The 16606-nt window shown below is 42.7% G+C and carries 18 protein-coding genes; 10 read left to right on the forward strand and 8 right to left on the reverse strand.

What is annotated here, in order from left to right:
• Window positions 1-25: 25 nt before the first annotated feature.
• The gene (locus DET_RS01705; RefSeq protein WP_010936074.1) at window positions 26-370 is read left to right on the forward strand and encodes a hypothetical protein; all 345 of its coding nucleotides are present in this window, start codon (window positions 26-28) and stop codon (window positions 368-370) included.
• 111 nt (window positions 371-481) lie between these two features.
• Here DET_RS01705 and DET_RS01710 read toward each other — a convergent pair whose 3' ends face one another.
• Window positions 482-688: a hypothetical protein gene (locus tag DET_RS01710; RefSeq protein WP_041223432.1), complete on the reverse strand. Its 207-nt coding sequence runs from the start codon at window positions 686-688 to the stop codon at window positions 482-484.
• An 89-nt stretch (window positions 689-777) separates the two neighbouring features.
• On the reverse strand, window positions 778-1737 hold the full coding sequence (locus DET_RS01715; protein WP_010936075.1) for a tyrosine-type recombinase/integrase: 960 nt from the start codon (window positions 1735-1737) through the stop codon (window positions 778-780).
• A gap of 122 nt (window positions 1738-1859) precedes the next feature.
• Between DET_RS01715 and DET_RS01720 the strand changes: the two genes are divergently transcribed.
• A complete protein-coding gene (locus DET_RS01720; protein WP_010936077.1) occupies window positions 1860-2360 on the forward strand; it encodes a cobalt-precorrin-7 (C(5))-methyltransferase in 501 nt (166 codons plus the stop codon).
• Between the two features lie 53 nt (window positions 2361-2413).
• Here the strand turns inward: DET_RS01720 and DET_RS01725 are convergent, their stop codons facing one another.
• Window positions 2414-2824 carry a pyridoxamine 5'-phosphate oxidase family protein gene (locus DET_RS01725; RefSeq protein WP_233417654.1) on the reverse strand — a complete coding sequence of 137 codons (411 nt, stop codon included), beginning with the start codon at window positions 2822-2824 and terminating at the stop codon, window positions 2414-2416.
• Window positions 2825-3014: 190 nt separating this feature from the next.
• Window positions 3015-3182, reverse strand: a complete 168-nt coding sequence (locus tag DET_RS08690) for a hypothetical protein (protein ID WP_010936079.1) — start codon at window positions 3180-3182, stop codon at window positions 3015-3017.
• A gap of 136 nt (window positions 3183-3318) precedes the next feature.
• Between DET_RS08690 and DET_RS01730 the strand changes: the two genes are divergently transcribed.
• A complete protein-coding gene (locus DET_RS01730; protein ID WP_010936080.1) occupies window positions 3319-4062 on the forward strand; it encodes a Crp/Fnr family transcriptional regulator in 744 nt (247 codons plus the stop codon).
• Between the two features lie 80 nt (window positions 4063-4142).
• Here DET_RS01730 and DET_RS01735 read toward each other — a convergent pair whose 3' ends face one another.
• The gene (locus tag DET_RS01735; RefSeq protein WP_010936081.1) at window positions 4143-4820 is read right to left on the reverse strand and encodes a response regulator transcription factor; all 678 of its coding nucleotides are present in this window, start codon (window positions 4818-4820) and stop codon (window positions 4143-4145) included.
• Entirely contained in the window at window positions 4817-6097 is a 1281-nt protein-coding gene (locus DET_RS01740; protein WP_010936082.1) for a PAS domain-containing sensor histidine kinase, read from the reverse strand. The genes DET_RS01735 and DET_RS01740 overlap by 4 nt, the downstream gene beginning before the upstream one ends.
• 284 nt (window positions 6098-6381) lie before the next feature.
• Here DET_RS01740 and DET_RS01745 point away from each other — a divergent pair, with 284 nt between their 5' ends.
• Window positions 6382-7926, forward strand: a complete 1545-nt coding sequence (locus DET_RS01745; RefSeq protein WP_010936083.1) for a reductive dehalogenase — start codon at window positions 6382-6384, stop codon at window positions 7924-7926.
• Between the two features lie 23 nt (window positions 7927-7949).
• Window positions 7950-8222, forward strand: a complete 273-nt coding sequence (locus DET_RS01750) for a hypothetical protein (protein ID WP_010936084.1) — start codon at window positions 7950-7952, stop codon at window positions 8220-8222.
• A 75-nt stretch (window positions 8223-8297) separates the two neighbouring features.
• Here DET_RS01750 and DET_RS01755 read toward each other — a convergent pair whose 3' ends face one another.
• Window positions 8298-8969: a response regulator transcription factor gene (locus tag DET_RS01755; protein ID WP_010936085.1), complete on the reverse strand. Its 672-nt coding sequence runs from the start codon at window positions 8967-8969 to the stop codon at window positions 8298-8300.
• Window positions 8970-8972: 3 nt separating this feature from the next.
• Entirely contained in the window at window positions 8973-10250 is a 1278-nt protein-coding gene (locus tag DET_RS01760; protein ID WP_010936086.1) for a PAS domain-containing sensor histidine kinase, read from the reverse strand.
• A gap of 405 nt (window positions 10251-10655) precedes the next feature.
• Here DET_RS01760 and DET_RS01765 point away from each other — a divergent pair, with 405 nt between their 5' ends.
• The 5 genes from DET_RS01765 to DET_RS01785 all read left to right on the forward strand — a co-directional run bounded on the left by DET_RS01765 (window position 10656) and on the right by DET_RS01785 (window position 16586).
• Complete coding sequence (locus DET_RS01765) at window positions 10656-12065, forward strand: reductive dehalogenase (RefSeq protein ID WP_234943829.1); 1410 nt, start codon at window positions 10656-10658, stop codon at window positions 12063-12065.
• 32 nt (window positions 12066-12097) lie between these two features.
• Window positions 12098-12373, forward strand: coding sequence for a hypothetical protein (locus DET_RS01770; protein ID WP_010936088.1), 276 nt, complete (start codon window positions 12098-12100; stop codon window positions 12371-12373).
• 67 nt (window positions 12374-12440) lie between these two features.
• Window positions 12441-13046: a YkgJ family cysteine cluster protein gene (locus DET_RS01775; protein ID WP_010936089.1), complete on the forward strand. Its 606-nt coding sequence runs from the start codon at window positions 12441-12443 to the stop codon at window positions 13044-13046.
• Between the two features lie 161 nt (window positions 13047-13207).
• Complete coding sequence (locus DET_RS01780) at window positions 13208-14926, forward strand: 4Fe-4S binding protein (RefSeq protein WP_010936091.1); 1719 nt, start codon at window positions 13208-13210, stop codon at window positions 14924-14926.
• A 112-nt stretch (window positions 14927-15038) separates the two neighbouring features.
• On the forward strand, window positions 15039-16586 hold the full coding sequence (locus DET_RS01785) for a reductive dehalogenase (protein ID WP_010936092.1): 1548 nt from the start codon (window positions 15039-15041) through the stop codon (window positions 16584-16586).
• Window positions 16587-16606 lie beyond the last annotated feature (20 nt).

Consider the following 16606-nt stretch of genomic DNA (forward strand, 5'->3'; position numbering starts at 1 on the left):
TTATAAAGCGGAATTAATATGAGCTATGGATATTGTATTGGCTCTCATTATAGGGGCAGTAGGAGTTGGGTTCTTATTCGCTCTAGCATATTTATTTGGTTCTTTACAAGGCCATATAGATAATCTGCGACGGAGATACTACTATATCGGTTACCACAATATTGTTGATAATTCTAAAATGATAGTATCTGGTCCTTATGAAACATCTGAAGAGTCCTTAGAATTTGTTATAGGTAAGCCATATATCGCATATGCTTTCCAGTACAAATTAAAAACCTTAGATGTCACAACAGCAGCAAATCAGATTTCTAATGGGGCTAAATACGCCCAATTATATGAGTTAACTCGCCCGCCCAATATCAATAATTAGCCAGTGACAAAGTGTCACAAATATTCCCAGATATAGAAAGAGGCCGGGTAAAATACCCGGTCTCTTTGTTCTAAAGGTAAAAGATAATAGTGATTGTATTTGCAGGGATTATTACTTTGTTTGCCTATTATAAGGCGACTGATTGTTGGGCCTTAAAGAAATACCCATCTCTCCTGCTGCACTATATATTGCATCTGGAGTTCTTCCTAGCTTTAAAGCTATCAATCTGGTCGGTGTATTCCCTGCGGCCAATTCGCGCAATATTTTGGTATCGTTATCATCCCATCGTTTACCATTATTCTTTGCTGAATTACTCATGATTATCTCCATTCTTTCTTTTTAAAATTCAAGTCTCCTTAAATATCTTTTACCTCTTATTTAATTATAACAAAGTATGCAAAATATTTTTACAGCTTTAGATTATCAACCGGGCTAAACTTCTTATGCGCTTCAGCTGCTGCTTCTGATTGTAACGAAGCCGCATAACGTCTGGTCATGGCCAATGTAGTATGTCCAAGCATTGATTGCACTTGGAATAAATCCCCGCCATTCTTTATCGACAATGTCGCGGCCGTATGGCGAAAGGTATGCGGCGAGTTACGGACATCCTTCAGCCCGGCTCTTTCGCCTAATCTATGAATAGCCAAATATATACCTTTAGGCGTGAGAGTCTTACTGTCAGTAGTAACCCAAAGAGACGGATTATTATCAACTCGGGCATGTAGATATTTATAAACTGCCATCTGGGTGCGTTTAGAAATTCCCACAACACGCTGTTTACGTCCCTTACCCCAGACGCTGATTGTTTCTCTATCTACATCAATATCTGAAATATTGATGTTCGCAAGCTCCCCTAACCTAATCCCATTATCAATTAACACCAGCATAATAGCCCGGTCACGTAAACTCAAAATACCTCGCCCTTCACACGCTAAAAGCAACGACCTTAGTTCATCCGGATAGTAAGGCCGAATTATTTTTTTGGGAACTTTTGGCGGACGGATAGGAGCCATCGGGCTAAAACTGATAACACCTTCTCGTGTTAGCCAATTGAAAAAAACTTTAATAGAGCGATAATAACCGTGGACACTTACCGGCTGACAAGTTTCCTGTTTGGTAAGTAAAAATCCTCTTATATGTGAGGCAGTAACTTCTTTTGGATCTGTAAGACCAAGAGCTACCATGTAATCGATTATCTGACCAATCTTCTGCCGATAATCAAAAATAGTCCTGCGGGATAAATCTTCAACACGGCATGCCAAAAGAAATGCTTCAAGGTGACGTCTAAGACCAGTGGATACAATCAGGGTATCAAGTTTACGTATAGTTCTATCGTGAGCTTGGGGTGCAATCAGGGTATCTTTCACCGCACTTTTTGGACAGCCGCCGGTGTATTTAGCTTTAAAGTAGGCCGTACAGGTCTCGAACCTGTGACCCTCTGATTAAAAATCAGCGGATATTCTTACAGGAGCCCGGCAATTACCTTGAAGTGCCCAAACTGGCTGCTCTGGAAGCTCAAAAAAACGGTGACACCGTAGTGGTGCTTAAAACCGGTGACCCTCTGGTAGCCCCGGCTGGCTTGGACGGGATAACAAGCACTTTTAACGGCTTTGAGGTGGAGATTATTCCTGGTATAAGCTCAGTTCAGCTGGCAGCAGCCAAAGCCGGCATATCTTTGTATGATGCCGCTATTATTACCTACCACCCTTTGCCGCATGACGGGGGCAAAGACCTGCGGAAAAAACGCCGCCGGATGCTTGATGCTCTAAGCTGGGGCTTGCATTTAATAGTCCTAACCGGGGTTCGCCAGATGCCCAATGCTACTGCCCGCTGCCTGCTGGATAGGGGTATAGCGCCGGATTCCAGAGTAATGGTTATTGAAAACCCGGCCTGTCCTGACGAAAAAATCACCAGCTGTTCCCTTGCTGATGTAAGCTCCCAGAGATTTGGCTGGTTTTCAGTTATGGTTGTTTTTAATAAACCTGACTAAAATAATAAAGGCCGGTCAAAGCCGGCCTTTAGCTAGTACCTGTGGCTGCTTAATCAGGAAATGAGTTTACCTTTGTCCTGGGGTGCCTGGGAATAGACCGCATCTACTTTGACTGTGCCTACCCCGGTGATATCCACCCCCATGGCTTCTTTGAGTGCCTTGGCGAACTGGTCAAAGAGGGGGCCGGAGGTGTGGTATTTGAGGAAAGTGCCTTTTACCTGATAAGTGGTGAAGGGAGGGGCAACCGGTACTTTCACGGCTACAATAGCCACTTTCTTGGTTTCTTCAAGGTTCTTAAAAGTGCGGGTGGTGCGGCCGTATAAATCAGCAAAGGCCAGTGTTTCTGCGTCCACTGCGGTCATGCTGGTTTTGGGGGTAACGTTCAGTTCACCCTTTTTATCTATAGTGGCTACCATTTTGGGGACACTGGGGTCCTGAAAAAGGTTGATTACTTCTTGTGACATTTTGCCCATGTTAGATTTCCGTCCTTTTTGAATAAAAATAAATTTCTAAGAAGATTACGTCTGAAAATATTTAGTCCGTATATACTCCTCCTATTAATAATACCAAGCGGCGGTGTCTATTTTGGTGACACAGGGTTAAAAACTGGTGGCTAAAGGTATTAAATTCACGGTAAGGTTCCTGTGTGCTGTCTTAGCTTAGCAGGACCAGAACAGCCAGCACGATGGCGGTTATACCCAGCAGCAGGTGCACCCAGAACAGCTTTATGGTAATAAAGCCCTTAAGCGGGTTATGGGGGGTTTTCAGGGTAAAGCCGCAAATCCCGGTTGCCAGAATGAAGATAAGTGCCCAGGTAGACATAAAATAGCCTCCTTTTAGTTTTTGTGCAGCTTAATATTTGCATACTCAGGGCGGCTTAGTCTGTAAAATTTATTACATATTCAGCGTCCGGTTTTTTGTATAATCTAGGTATAAACCGAAAACGGGGAGGACTCAGGTGAAATATTTGAACTGCATGATGGATTTGTGGCTGTTTGACTCCCTTAACCCGCAGGAGAAGACCGAGATAAGCCGCCTTTTCAGGCGTCCGGAATATTTAAAGAATGAGTATCTTTTCAGCGAAGGCGAACCGGCCAGTGCCGTTTTTGTGGTGGCTAAAGGCCGGGTGAAGCTCTTTAAAACGGCTGAAAATGGGCGGGAGATTATTCTGGCTTATTTGACTCAGAACCAGCTCTTCGGGGAAGAGATTTTGTTTAATGATGCTATCCGGACTATTACCGCCGTGGCCATGGAAGATACCCGGCTGTGTGCCTGTTATAAAAGTGACTTTGAAAATTTGCTTTCGCAAAATTCGCAGATAGCGGTTAAAGTTATCCGCACCCTCAGTGAAAAAATAAATAACATTACCGAAACTCTGGCGGATATGGCTATTTACGATATCCAAAACCGGCTGGCGCGCACTCTGGCCAGGCTGGCTAAAGAACACGGCGAAGATGTAGGTGATGGCAGACGCCTAAATTTCCGTTTAACCCACGATGACCTTGGTTCTTTAGTGGGGGCATCCCGGGTGATGGTGACTAATGTTATAAAATCCCTGAAAAAATCCGGCATAATCAAAGATGATATTGACCATAAGCTGGTGGTCAGCCAGTGGTTTCTGAATGATTTTTCTGATGAAATGCCCAAATTTATCAGAAAAGATTCAAGCGCCTGCAAGTGTTTCCCGAAACCCGGCGAATAAGTATCTTAGCAGTAAATGTTTAATGCATCTTTCAGGGGGAAGAGGCGCTTCAGGTCTTTTTGTTATAACTATATAGCGGTTTATTCGGTAATCTGATAGCCTACTCCGGGTATGTTAATGATGAATTCTTTCGCACCGTCAATCCTGCTTAATTTTTGTCTTATTCGCATAATATGGGTTTTAATAGTTTCTTTGGCATAATATTCATTGCGTCCCCAAATTGATTTGGATATATCAGCGTAACTTACAGTACTTCCGGTTTTGCTCAGTAGTATATGCAGTAGCTGTCCCTCCGTAACGGTTAAATTTACGCGGTTGTTTTTGTAGGATATTTCCTTCAGACTGTTACCAAATCTCCAATGTCCGTACTTGATTCCCAGGTCCTGACTTGTTTTATTGAGCCGTTTCAGTAGAGATTTTACTCTGGCTATCAGTTCCAGCGGCTGAAAGGGTTTGGTAATGTAATCATCTGCACCTAGTTCAAAAGCCGTAAAAATTTCCTGTTCGTTGTTTCTGGCAGTTAGAATAAGTATGGGCAGACTGGAAAATGCCCGTATTTGCTTAAGGACGTTTATGCCATCAATATCCGGCAGACCCAAATCTATAATAGCAATGTCAAAATCGTCTTTATAGACAGCCTCAATGCCTGTTTTACCCAGATGTACAGCCTTGGTTTCCATATCCGGCCAAAAAGACTTGAAGAGTAAGAAAACGGATTCAACTATCTTTTTATCATCTTCTATAAATAGAAGTTTCATGTCGAAGATACCTTTAAAGGCGGTTGAGGTATGGTAAACAGGAAGGTAGTGCCTTTCCCGTATTCGCTTTCTACCCAGATACGTCCGCCATGCAGTTTGACGTATGTTCGTACAATGCTGAGCCCCAGTCCCAGCCCTTGCAGCTTTTTCTGTCTGCTCTCCACCCGGTAATAAGGTTTGAATATATTTTTAATCTCTCCCGGTTCTATCCCAATGCCGCTGTCTGAAACAGAGAAAAGAACGTTATTCTGGTCACGGCTGATATTAATGGATATCAGTCCGGAATCTGGGGAGTACTTTATAGCGTTATCTATCAGATTGTCCAGGATTTGCCTTAAACGGTCCTCATCAGCAATTATAAAACTTACTTCCGGGGCGATAATTATCTTGAAATCAATATGGTTGGTATTGTACATACCATGCTGTATGGAGATGATATGGTCAAGCATTTCTTTAATATTAAAGCGGCTTCGGTTCAGTTTGGGGTCTCTGACTTCACACTGGGCCATATCCAGTAGTTCGTCAAGGCGGGTATTTAAATTCATGGTGCTCTCGTAAATGTTTGCAGCCAGCGCTTTATATTTACCGTCAGCCGCTATATTGGAGAGTACTCCGCTGGATGAGATTATGGAAGTAAGGGGTGTTTTCAAATCATGGACTACTATTCGGGTAAATTCCAGCCGGCTTTTCATTTCTGTTTGTATGCACTTCCGGAGTTTCTTTTCATTCTCATAAGATGCCAGTAGTTGGTTATAGACCAGTTTGCGTTTATTGATTTCGTCTGATAGTAGCTTTTTTACGTCAATGGCGAGGTTTTCCTGGCCGGATAAGGCCGGGTTGCCGGAAATGTTGACAGGTGCTGCAGCCGAAAAGGAGATTTCTCTGGTTACATCTTTTATAAAAGTGATACTCAGTATTCCGTTATCGGAGTTGTCCTTCAAAAGGAAACCCTCTGATTCTGCCCAAATGAACCCGCCATCCTTTTTAGAATAACGTTTAACAATCTTTGAATAGCAGTGTTCGTCATCCCAGATTCTCATGGCGTGCTGATAGCTGATTTCCAAATCATCCGGGTGAGTAAGATCGAACATGGTTTTACCAATGAGTTCTTTTTTACGGTAACCAAGCATTTTACATAAAGCTTGATTAACGTGGATTATCTGGTGCATCTTCTGATCGACAATAGCCATTCCGACCAGAGTGTTGCGCTGCATTATCTTGACAATCTGGCTGCAATAGTCCGCTGTCCCGATCCGTTCTGAAGAAGGCATTTTCATCCGGTGCTCCTTGAATTTAATTTTATACCCCTTATTTTCGAAGGACAACGGCTGTTACAATTTTTTACCGCAACTTCATTATTTATAACCATAATTGAATTCTCCTGTCACTGCCTGGTTGGTAAACTCCACTAAACCGTACTTTTTCGGTTGCCTGTATTATCTATTGCCCTGATTCCCAGGCAACCTTTCAAGTAAATAAAGTGGAGGTGAGAACAGAGTAAAAAACTTTATCTGACTGGCAATTCACTGGTATTTGTTGTCTGAATATAAGGAGAGGAAAAATGAATAAATTCCATTCAATTGTAAGCCGGCGTGATTTCATGAAAGGACTAGGTTTAGCCGGGGCGGGGTTGGGAGCAGCAGCGGCGGCAGCACCGGTTTTCCATGATTTGGATGAAGCGGCCTCTGCACCTGTAGCCGGCGGTTTTAGACGCCCGTGGTGGGTTAAGGAACGCGAATATGAAGATCCTACTTGTGAAGTAGATTGGAATCAGATAGAGCGGTCTGATAATTCGTGGACTATGCACGGTGTAAGGAACGGGGTAAAAGGCGGCTATCTCTTTGCCGGCCAGAAATACCTTGACTGGCAGAAAGAAGGTTCTGACCTGGCTTTTAACGGGGTGAAGAATAATGAACCTGGTCTTACCCTTAGGGATATGGCACTTGAGGGCGGCGCATCTCCATTACTTATGGGCTTAAACAAGGTAGTTAATTTTGTGTTGCCTGAAATAGACCAGAATGAGGTGCTGGCCCAGTTTGGTTTTACCGCCGCCGCTTGGCCTAATGCCTCGTCTTTCTGGGTAGCTTCTGCTCCGCCGGACTTTTGGGGAGTATCAAAGTGGCAGGGTACACCTGAAGAAAATTCCCGTATGCTACGTTCGGCCATGCGTTTCTTTGGGGCTTCCGAAGTGCGGTTTGCCGAGCTGAATGAGAAAACCAAGAAGCTTATTTTCACCCACCATGTTCATAATACGCCTATCGTATTTGAAGATGTGGACCGGGCATACGAAGTTGCCGGTCAGAAATTTGTCCTGCCAGATAAACCGCTCTATATAATCAGCGTTGCCATTCAAATGAGCAAAGAAATGTACCGCCAGGGTAATGCCGGCATCCGTTTTGCCGCCAATAATATGCGTTATCGTCTTAACAATGTGGTACAGGTGGCTACCCAGTCGTTTTTGAAGGGTATCGGTTATCAGGGTATTGGCTATCCTTCCGAATCACTTTTCCATGGTATGATGCCATCTCAGGCGGATGCTATTCTCACCGGTTTTGCCGAAATGGCCCGGAATAACAACTATTGCATAAGCCCGGAATTCGGAACGGTGGTTGGCTACTACAGTATTCTTACTGACCTGCCGCTGGCTCCAGATAAACCTATAGATGCGGGCTATTTCCGTTTTTGTCATACCTGCCGTAAATGCGCGGAAGCCTGTCCCTCTCAGGCTATCTCTTTTGATAGTGAGCCTAGTTGGGAAATACCCCCGTCTTCTGTAGACCCGGCTAAGGAAACTAAATACTCTACTCCAGGTAAGAAAGTATTCCACACAGATTCACCTGCCTGTTATTCAAGATGGATAGGCCTGCATGGTTGTGCCCGGTGTATGGGTACTTGTGTGTTTAATACCAATATGAAAGCCATGGTGCATGACGTGGTTCGGGCTACTGTGGGTACCACCGGTCTCTTTAACGGTTTTCTCTGGAATGCGGATAAAGCGTTTGGTTATGGGCTGGTGCCTCCGGAGAAATGGGAAGAATGGTGGGATAAAGATTATCCGGTACTCGGTCAGGATAGCACCATAGGTTCTTACTACGGTGGGTATTAAGAAAGACGAAAGGAGAGTTTGATATGTGGTTATTACTGGGTATTCTGCTAGGTATAATCGCTTTGGGATTAGTCTGGTGGTCTAAAAAGAGTAATACAAGCTTGCAATGGTATGACTGGGTCATTGGTCTTGCAGGTTTGGCTATGTTACTTTTTACTGTTCAGAATTATTTTGCATCTGTAGCCGAAGGAGAGCCTAAGGCATCCTATATGTTTTTGTTGGTTACAGGTTTACCTGCCGTTATCCTGCTGGCAGTTGTCTGGCAACTATTAGCCAGAAGAGCTAAACAGTCTTAGTGTAAGCAACTGAATATATTCGTAAGGGGAGAAACCGCCGGTTTCTCCCCTTTTATTTTTCTAGCGTACTCTTAGCTACGGATTTCTTAGAAAATAACCTAAGCCAGATCTGTTTATTATAACTGAGGAATTACCTGTAGATTTCTCTATCTTAGTTCTAAGGTATTGTATATGGACCTTCAATTTCTTTATATTTTCTTCGTTGTCTTCTCCCCATAGGTGTTCAGTGAGTTGAGTATAAGTGGCTGTATTAGGTGCTGCAAGGATAAGTTTTTCAAATAGGAGGCTTTCGTAAACACTCAGGTCAACTTTGCTGTTATTAATATGGATTGTTCTTTGAATTTTATCAAAATTGATATTGCCAAAGCTAAGATCATCAACACTTTTCTTGCGGATTAAAGCTTTTATTCTGGCAATGAGTTCCATTTTACGGGGTGGTTTGCTAATAAAATCATTTGCTCCTAATTCTAGGGCTTTTACAACATCTAGTTCATCGGTGCGGGCGGTAATAACCATTATAGGAATATCAGTAAAATGCCTTATTTCTGAAATTACTTCAAATCCGTTGATATCTGGCAACCCGATATCCAGAATAATTATATGAGGGGAGTATTCTTCTAATAATCTAATTCCCTCCCAGCCAGTCTGAGCTGTAAAGATTTCAGCGTTTGGCCATGTTAACTTGAAAATAGAGACAAACGCATCAGCGGTTTTAAAGTCATCTTCAACAATAAGTATTCGTTCCATTTGTCAGTCCGTATTATTGGCAGGCAGTATGATTGAAAATTTGCTGCCTGTATCTTTGATGCTTTTAACCCGTATTTTACCGCTATGGAGTTCAATAATCTTCTTGGATAAGGCCAAACCTAAGCCCAGTCCATCTGATTTGGTAAGTACATACGGTTTAAATAGTTTATGCAGGTCATCTTCTGAAATACCTGTGCCTTCGTCCATTATCTCAATGGTTACGTATTTTTGATTGAAACCGCATATCATTGTGATTTTATTCTTGGGCAGACTGAATGTTATTGCGTTATTCAGCAAATTTACAAGGACCTGTTTAAGCCGGTTTTGATCTGCGTATACTGGGGGTAAGTGAGGCCTGAAGAAAAGATGAAGCCTTAACTGTTTAGAGTTAAGGCTGGGGCTAAGCACAGAAGCTATCTCATTTATCAAGTCAAATAATGAAATCCATGTGCGGTTTATTTGTAAAGTACCCACTTCCCCTTTAGCCATATCGTAAAGTTCATTTATACGGGCTAAGAGTTCTAAGCTGGATAGTTTAATGTTATCGGCTAATTTCTTGTGCTTACCCTCCAAGTTGTCTTCCAGCATTTCGCTATTTAGTACTATGGGTGTAAGCGGGGTTTTTAGTTCATGTACTAAGGCTTTATAAAATTCGGTTCTTTGGTATATTTGACTTTCAAGTTCTATACGGAATTTTTGTTCCGCTTGGTGTAACTTTATAGCTCGCTTTTCGAGGCTTTTCCGTTCGGATATGTCACGTATTACAGCAATCGAAATAGGCGAATTGTCTATGGCTATCTGGGTAGCGTGAATTTCCACATCCAATACATTGCCGTCTTTTCTAAGATGCTTAGCCTCAAAAAAAACGTGGTGGTTCTTATTCATTTCTGTGCCAACCCAGGATAAAAGCGCATCTACTTCCTCCGGGGGGTGCAGGAATGAAGTATCATGCATTAGCAATTCGCTTCTAGAATATCCAAAATGTTTAATAGCGGCTTCATTTATTTCCACTATCATTCTGTCATGTGGCCCGGTGCCTTTAACTTCAGCGATAACAATTGGGTCGCTGCTTAAATCAAAAATGGTCTTGTACTTACGATAAAGTTTCTGACAGTTAAGTTTTTGTGATTTTTGCTCTTTATTCTGGCGGTAAAGATTTAGATTTATCATCCGGCGAGTCATTTTGTATTTAGTTGCTAAAGAATTCAATCTGGAAACAGGTCGAGTTTGATGCCTCTCAGCTGTTGATCCAGGGCTCGTATTGAGTTTTGATATTCTCATGGCTCTATCCCCAGACGTGCATATAAAGTAATTCCAGTCCAACTAATGTGTGCTTAAGCTGGATAATTATACAACAGATTTATCTGCTTAAGGGTATTTTTCTTCATTTTTAATCTGTTCACTTATCCCAATGCTTTTTATTAACTATTCTTATTATTTTTTAACTACGGGATTTTAGAATTAGCTGATGGGTTGCAGAAGCGTCATTGGTTTTCTGAGGTTTAAGGAGGTGATGTGTAATTTTGAATTTATAACTTGGCAATGGGTTTTTCATAAATTTATTAGAAGGAGATTAAAATGAGCAAACAGCACTCTACAGTTTCCCGTCGGGATTTCTTAAATGGTTTGGGTTTGACGGGGGCTGGAATTGGCTTAGCTAGTGCAGCTTCCCCAGTTTTTCATGATATGGATGAATTATTGGCTTCCTCTGGCCCCATAAACAAAAGACCATGGTGGGTTAAGGAACGAAATATTAAAGATGCTACCACTCCCATTGAGTGGTCTGCTGTGCAAAGGCGTCCTTACTTCTGGGCTTATCCTATGACTGCTCATCAGGAAGCTATAATTCAGGGTCTAATGAAACCTGAAGACCTGCCTTATCAGGTACAGCGGATATTGACGGCTGAAGAACTGGAAACAAGAAATCAGGTTGTTATTGATTATTGCAAGAATGAATTTCCGGGTTGGGAGCCTGGTCCAGATGGTTTTGGGGATTTAAGAAATACAGCCTTGGCCCAAGTAAGTGAGTTCTTTGGTTTTACCCGTTTCCCTCGCCGTTTTCAAACTAATGGCAAAATTATCAACTTAGCCCAATTGGTGGCGGATGCAGGCGGGGGTGACCGGATTGACGGCTTTTTACCCCCGATGTATGAAGGAGTAAAAAGCCCTGAAGAAATGGGTATCCCCAAGTGGCAGGGTACACCTGAAGAAAATTTAATGACTCTGCGGTCGGTAGCCAGACTTTTTGGGGCAGAAGATGTGGGTTGCATAGAATTAGATGATGATATCAAGAAGATGGTCTTTGATTCCGAGATGGATGGTAAGAAGTATGTATTTGAAGATGTTGACGCAGCCTACGAAACTGCGACCAAGAGAGTTATACCGAATAACTGCAAATACGTCTTCACCTGGAGTATGCGCCAGCCCCCTAACATGACCAGACATCAGGCCGGGCGTAAGGAAAATGCGCCTACATACATTGCTTATATGCGGGGTCATTTCCTATCCTGCTATATCAAAGACTTTGTCCGGGGTTTAGGCTATACAATGGTAGGAGCTGGAGGTACCGGTATAGGTTGTATCGGACCTACTGGCGGCTTTGCCGCTTTATCAGGCTTGGGTGAACTTGGCCGGGCTTCTTATGTTATTCATCCCAAGTATGGTTTGACTAACCGCGCTATGTGGATGCATATAACAAATTTCCCAATTGTACCTACCAAACCAATAGATTTCGGCAGCCGTGAATTCTGTAAGACTTGCAAAATCTGTGCCGAAGCCTGCCCGTTTGGAGCGATAAAAACCGGTGACCCCACTTGGGAAGATGATACGATTTATGGCAATCCCGGATTTTTGGGTTGGCATTGCAATTATGATTTGTGCCCCCATTGTCCTGTCTGCCAGGGTACTTGTCCTTTTAATACTATACGGGATGACAAGTCATTTATCCATGAATTAGTCCGTATTTCAGCCAGTCATACCACTGTCTTTAACACTTTCTTCCGTAATATGGACCTTAACTTTGATTACGGGCGTAAAGACCAACGTGACTGGTGGAAGGAAGAAGATTTCCCGTTTGGTATTGATACAAGTTACTAAGAAGAATCCATATTTAGAAAGGAGAGATACTAATGTTGTATTGGGTTGGTCTGATTGTCGGTATTGCTCTAGCTGTCTGGATAGGATGGCTGGTGATGCAGAAGCAGTTTAAATTCCGCTGGTACGAAGTGGTTCTAGCTGCCCTTGGGTTTACATCAGCTTTTGCAGCGGTTCAGCATTATTTCGCTTCGGTCAGAGAGTATGAGCATACTTCGGCTTGGCTGGGAGCTTTGGTTTTTGGGTTATTAGCTTTGATTATGCTTGGGGTATCCTTGCAGTTAGTTAGAAGCCATAACCGCACAAGATAAATTAATCAGTAGGGGCTAGGGTTGAGAAATCACCCTATGCCCCTGTTTTATTAGGAGGTGACCAGACATGGACGCGCTTAGGCCGTTTTCCCAGTCGATGTCTCCAGAGAGCATTTCTTACTATCGACGGTTAACTGCTGAATACGAAGCTTATTGCCAGCAACAAATGGATAATCACTTTATGGCCGCTAAGTTTAATTTTAAAAGCTGCCAGCGATGTGGATATTGCTGCCTATGTTATCCTTGTATCCCCCGACCGGATGAAATTGCGCCTGCTGCCCGATATCTTGAGATGACTATATCCGACTTTGTTAATAAATATATGGTGGCAGATACAGCTGACTGTCAAATATTTTTTCTTCGTTGGGCTAAGGAGGGGCAAGAAGATATAACCGGTGCCAGAATTCCTCCATGGAGAACTTATGACAGAGGTTACTGTGTATTGTTTGACAAGGAAAAGAAATCCTGCCGGATACACCCTGTCCGCCCTTCTGAAGCTAAGCTGATAAAGTGTTGGGATAACCGCCAAAGCCGGGATAAAAAGCTTTGGGGCATGAGCGGTTGGGGGAAAGATGATATATTCGCTTTTTTGCCTGATTTTGATCCTAAATACTTCAGGAACGCTAAATTAAATACAAGTAGTTTGATTTTTAAAGGAGAATCTAACTTATAGCATTTAACAGAGGATGAGGGGGGAAACGCCTCACTATCTGCTGTTTTTACATTTTTGTACTAGTGGTTGCCTTTTTGGTGATTCTGGCGGTCTATACCCGTGATTTTATTCAGACATAAAACCGGGTATAGACCAGCTATTATGTTCTGCAAGGAAATACGATGTTATTTAAATTTAATCTGAAGCGTGTGCTTATTTTATTAGCAGGCTTGAGCTTGCTAATAGCAGGTTTAGTGGGGCATTTATCAGAATCTCACGGTGAAGATAAATCTGCGTTATATGAAAACTATTTGGCAGATGCATTTACAGGCATTGCTGATTATTCTCTTCTGAAAGTTGATCCCACAAATTTAGGTTACATATATGCGGTGGAAGATAATGACGATCTGCTTGCCGGATATGTCACTATCACTACTGGACAAGGCTATGGAGGACTTCTGACTGTTGTCTTAAATTGGTCACTGGATGGGGAAATTCAATCAATCTCTATACCTCAGAATAGTGATGACAAAGCCTGGTGGGATCAGTTGATAACAGGGGATTTCTTTGACCAATACATAGGGCGTAAATTTGATGACGCATTGGTATTGGGGGCAGATATAAATGCAATCAGTGGTTCTACAATATCATGTAACGGGGTAGCTTTGGGGGTGCACGCTGGGCGGGCTTTGGTAGCTGAGCAACTGGCTAAGCCGTATCCGATTCCTGAAGAAAAAATCAAATTTGGCTTAAGTGAAGCGTTGCTAATTGGGGGCTTATGCACTGTAGTTTTATTTAGGATGCTTTCAGTTTTAGCTAGATTTCGATGGGTTCGTTACGTTACTTTATTTTTCGGGCTTGGTGTACTGGGTATCTGGTTAGCAAGGCCATTAAGTCTGACTAATTTTGCTGTCTGGATAATGGGTTCACCCCCCCATCTAAACACTAATTTGTTTCTGTACATACTGGTAATCGGGGTGGTGTTACTGGCTTTAATATTCGGCAAAAACTTTTATTGTTACTGGTTGTGCCCTTACTCAGCAGTGCAGGAAATTGCCTATAAACTTGGACAGGTAGGATTAAGACCCAGTGCCAAGTGGCATAAACGTTTAAGGAATGTTCGGTACTTTATACTTTGGTTTGCCTTATTTTTTACTATTCTGTTAGGGAGTGTATCTATAACAGTCTTTGAGCCTTGGGGTACACTTTTCAGTATGAAAGGGTCTTTTGATCAATGGGTATTATTAGGCATATCCGTAGCTAGTGGATTTTTTATTTATAATGCGTGGTGTTTTTATGTTTGTCCGGTGGGAGCTTTTATGGATATAGTCCTTATAGTTAGGCGTAAAGGGAGGGATTTATGGAATACAATTGGTATACCCCTGATTAAAAGGCAAGTCCAAGTTTCCAGGTACGACTCTGACTATTGCAGGGTTGTAAATCACCTCAAGAACCAAGTAGATATTGAAGGTGGCGTTTTTGGAGATGTAAGCATTGGTAATGAAGAGGCCAGTCTGCATGAAAGTTGGGTGAAGAATATTTGCCATTCTACTGGTATACAGGCTCATTTGCCGCTATGGAACATCAATCGGGAAGATATTCTTAAGATGCTTATTTATTATGGGTTTGAAGTTCTGATGATAGTAACGGATGACTCTAAACTGGGCAAAGAATGGCTGGGGAAAAAGCTAGATTTGGATGTCTTAGCCGAATTGAAAAACAGATTTGAGAAATCAGAGGATGGGAGAGTTGGTTATTATCATACTCTGGTTGTCGATGGGCCTATCTTCCAAAAGAGATTAAACCTTGAAAAGGTATCGGCTGTTTTTAGAAGAGATGAATGGGGCTCCAATTGGTATTTGGATATAGAGGATTACTCATTGGTTTCTAAGTATCAATAGGAGTTCTGCTCTTCAATAAAACTATAGTAGAGGAGGTGTAACTGGGACTGACTTTCGGGAGAGACCGGATAACCCCATTTGGATTTTAACTAAGGTAAAGGAGGAGACTATTATGGATAAATTTCATTCAACACTCAGCCGGCGTGATTTTATGAAGGCGGTTGGATTGGCCGGTGCTGGGGTCGGTGCGGTAACTGCCGCATCACCTGTGTTTCATGATCTGGACGAAGTTTCTCAGATTGGTGGAGTAACTGAAAAACGCCCCTGGTATGTGCGTGAGTTGGAATATGCCAAACCCACAGTGGAAATAGATTGGAATGTCATTCAGCGCCAAACTCATTATAACAACTGGGAAGATCATCTAGACCAGGCTGAAAAAGATAAACGCGCGCACATGTATTATGACAACACAAAGCAGATGGTTTTGGAAAATAATCCAGGTAATACTATGTTTGATGTTGCTATACGTCACCCGGCTTGGACAGCTGTCCGGCGTAACATGGATTATTTTTTTGGGGTGGAGGGTATTCAGCAGGATACTCCGCCTGGTTTTGAAATGGGTTTTGATCCTGAGTCAGGGCATTGCGTTATCAGCCCTGTATGGGCTACCGATCTTTTTGGGATAATCACACCTGATAATATGGGAGTGCCCCGGTGGGAAGGCACACCCGAACAGAATGCAGCTTTAATCCGCATGGCTGCTAGATGGTGCGGCGGGGCTGAAGTGGGCTACTTGAAGGCAGATGAATATACCAAGAAACTTGTACATAAGACATGCGGCGTTTTACCGATTCTGGCAGATAAGAATGGCAAAGAAGTAGTTTGGGAAGATGTTGATCAGCCATACGAAACAGATAAAAAAATGGTTATCCCAGAAAAGTGCAACAACATAATAGTAGTTGTAATACGCGAGGCTAGAAATCCGGCTTTGATGGCGCCGAGCTATAGGGCGGATGCTACCACTGCCAAATCTTATGCTCGTTCAATTGCATTTGATATCCATTTCAGAGGATTTATTCATGCCATTGGCTATACTACTGCAGGTTCAGGCTGGGGCCCCTGGAATAACGTGCCGTTCGGAGTACTATCTGGGATAGGTGAGTTGGGGCGTATGAGAGGGCAAATAACCCCATCTTGTGGTCCATTAATTCGTAAGGTGGAGGTGTTTTTCACTGATCTCCCGTTACCCACTACTAATCCCATAGACTTCGGGGCTAATCGTTTCTGCAGGGATTGCGGATTATGTGCCAAAGCTTGCCCTGCTTCAGCTATACCGACTTTCCGTGAACCGACCTATGAGATTACTCCCGCTGATGATGCTAATTCCAATCCGACCAAGCTTATACCGGAATACTTTAATCTATCCGGTAAAAAGGTCTGGCCTAACAACGACTTTGCCTGCCACAATTTCTGGGTGACTTCTGGTAAACATGGGTGTGCGGCTTGCGTAGCTTCTTGCGTATTTAGCAAGGATATCAAGTCCAGTATCCACGAAGTAGTTAAAGGCGTAGTTTCTCAGACAGGTATCTTCAACGGCTTTTTTGCCAATATGGACCATGCCTTTGGTTACGGCATAGTCAAAGACCAGAATATGTGGGACAACTTCTGGTTTGAACCTGATAAATACTGGCCGCTTGAAGGTATTGAAACCAATTTATAAAGACTGGCAATAGCCTTATT

This window comes from Dehalococcoides mccartyi 195, from assembly GCF_000011905.1.
Taxonomy (GTDB): domain Bacteria; phylum Chloroflexota; class Dehalococcoidia; order Dehalococcoidales; family Dehalococcoidaceae; genus Dehalococcoides; species Dehalococcoides mccartyi.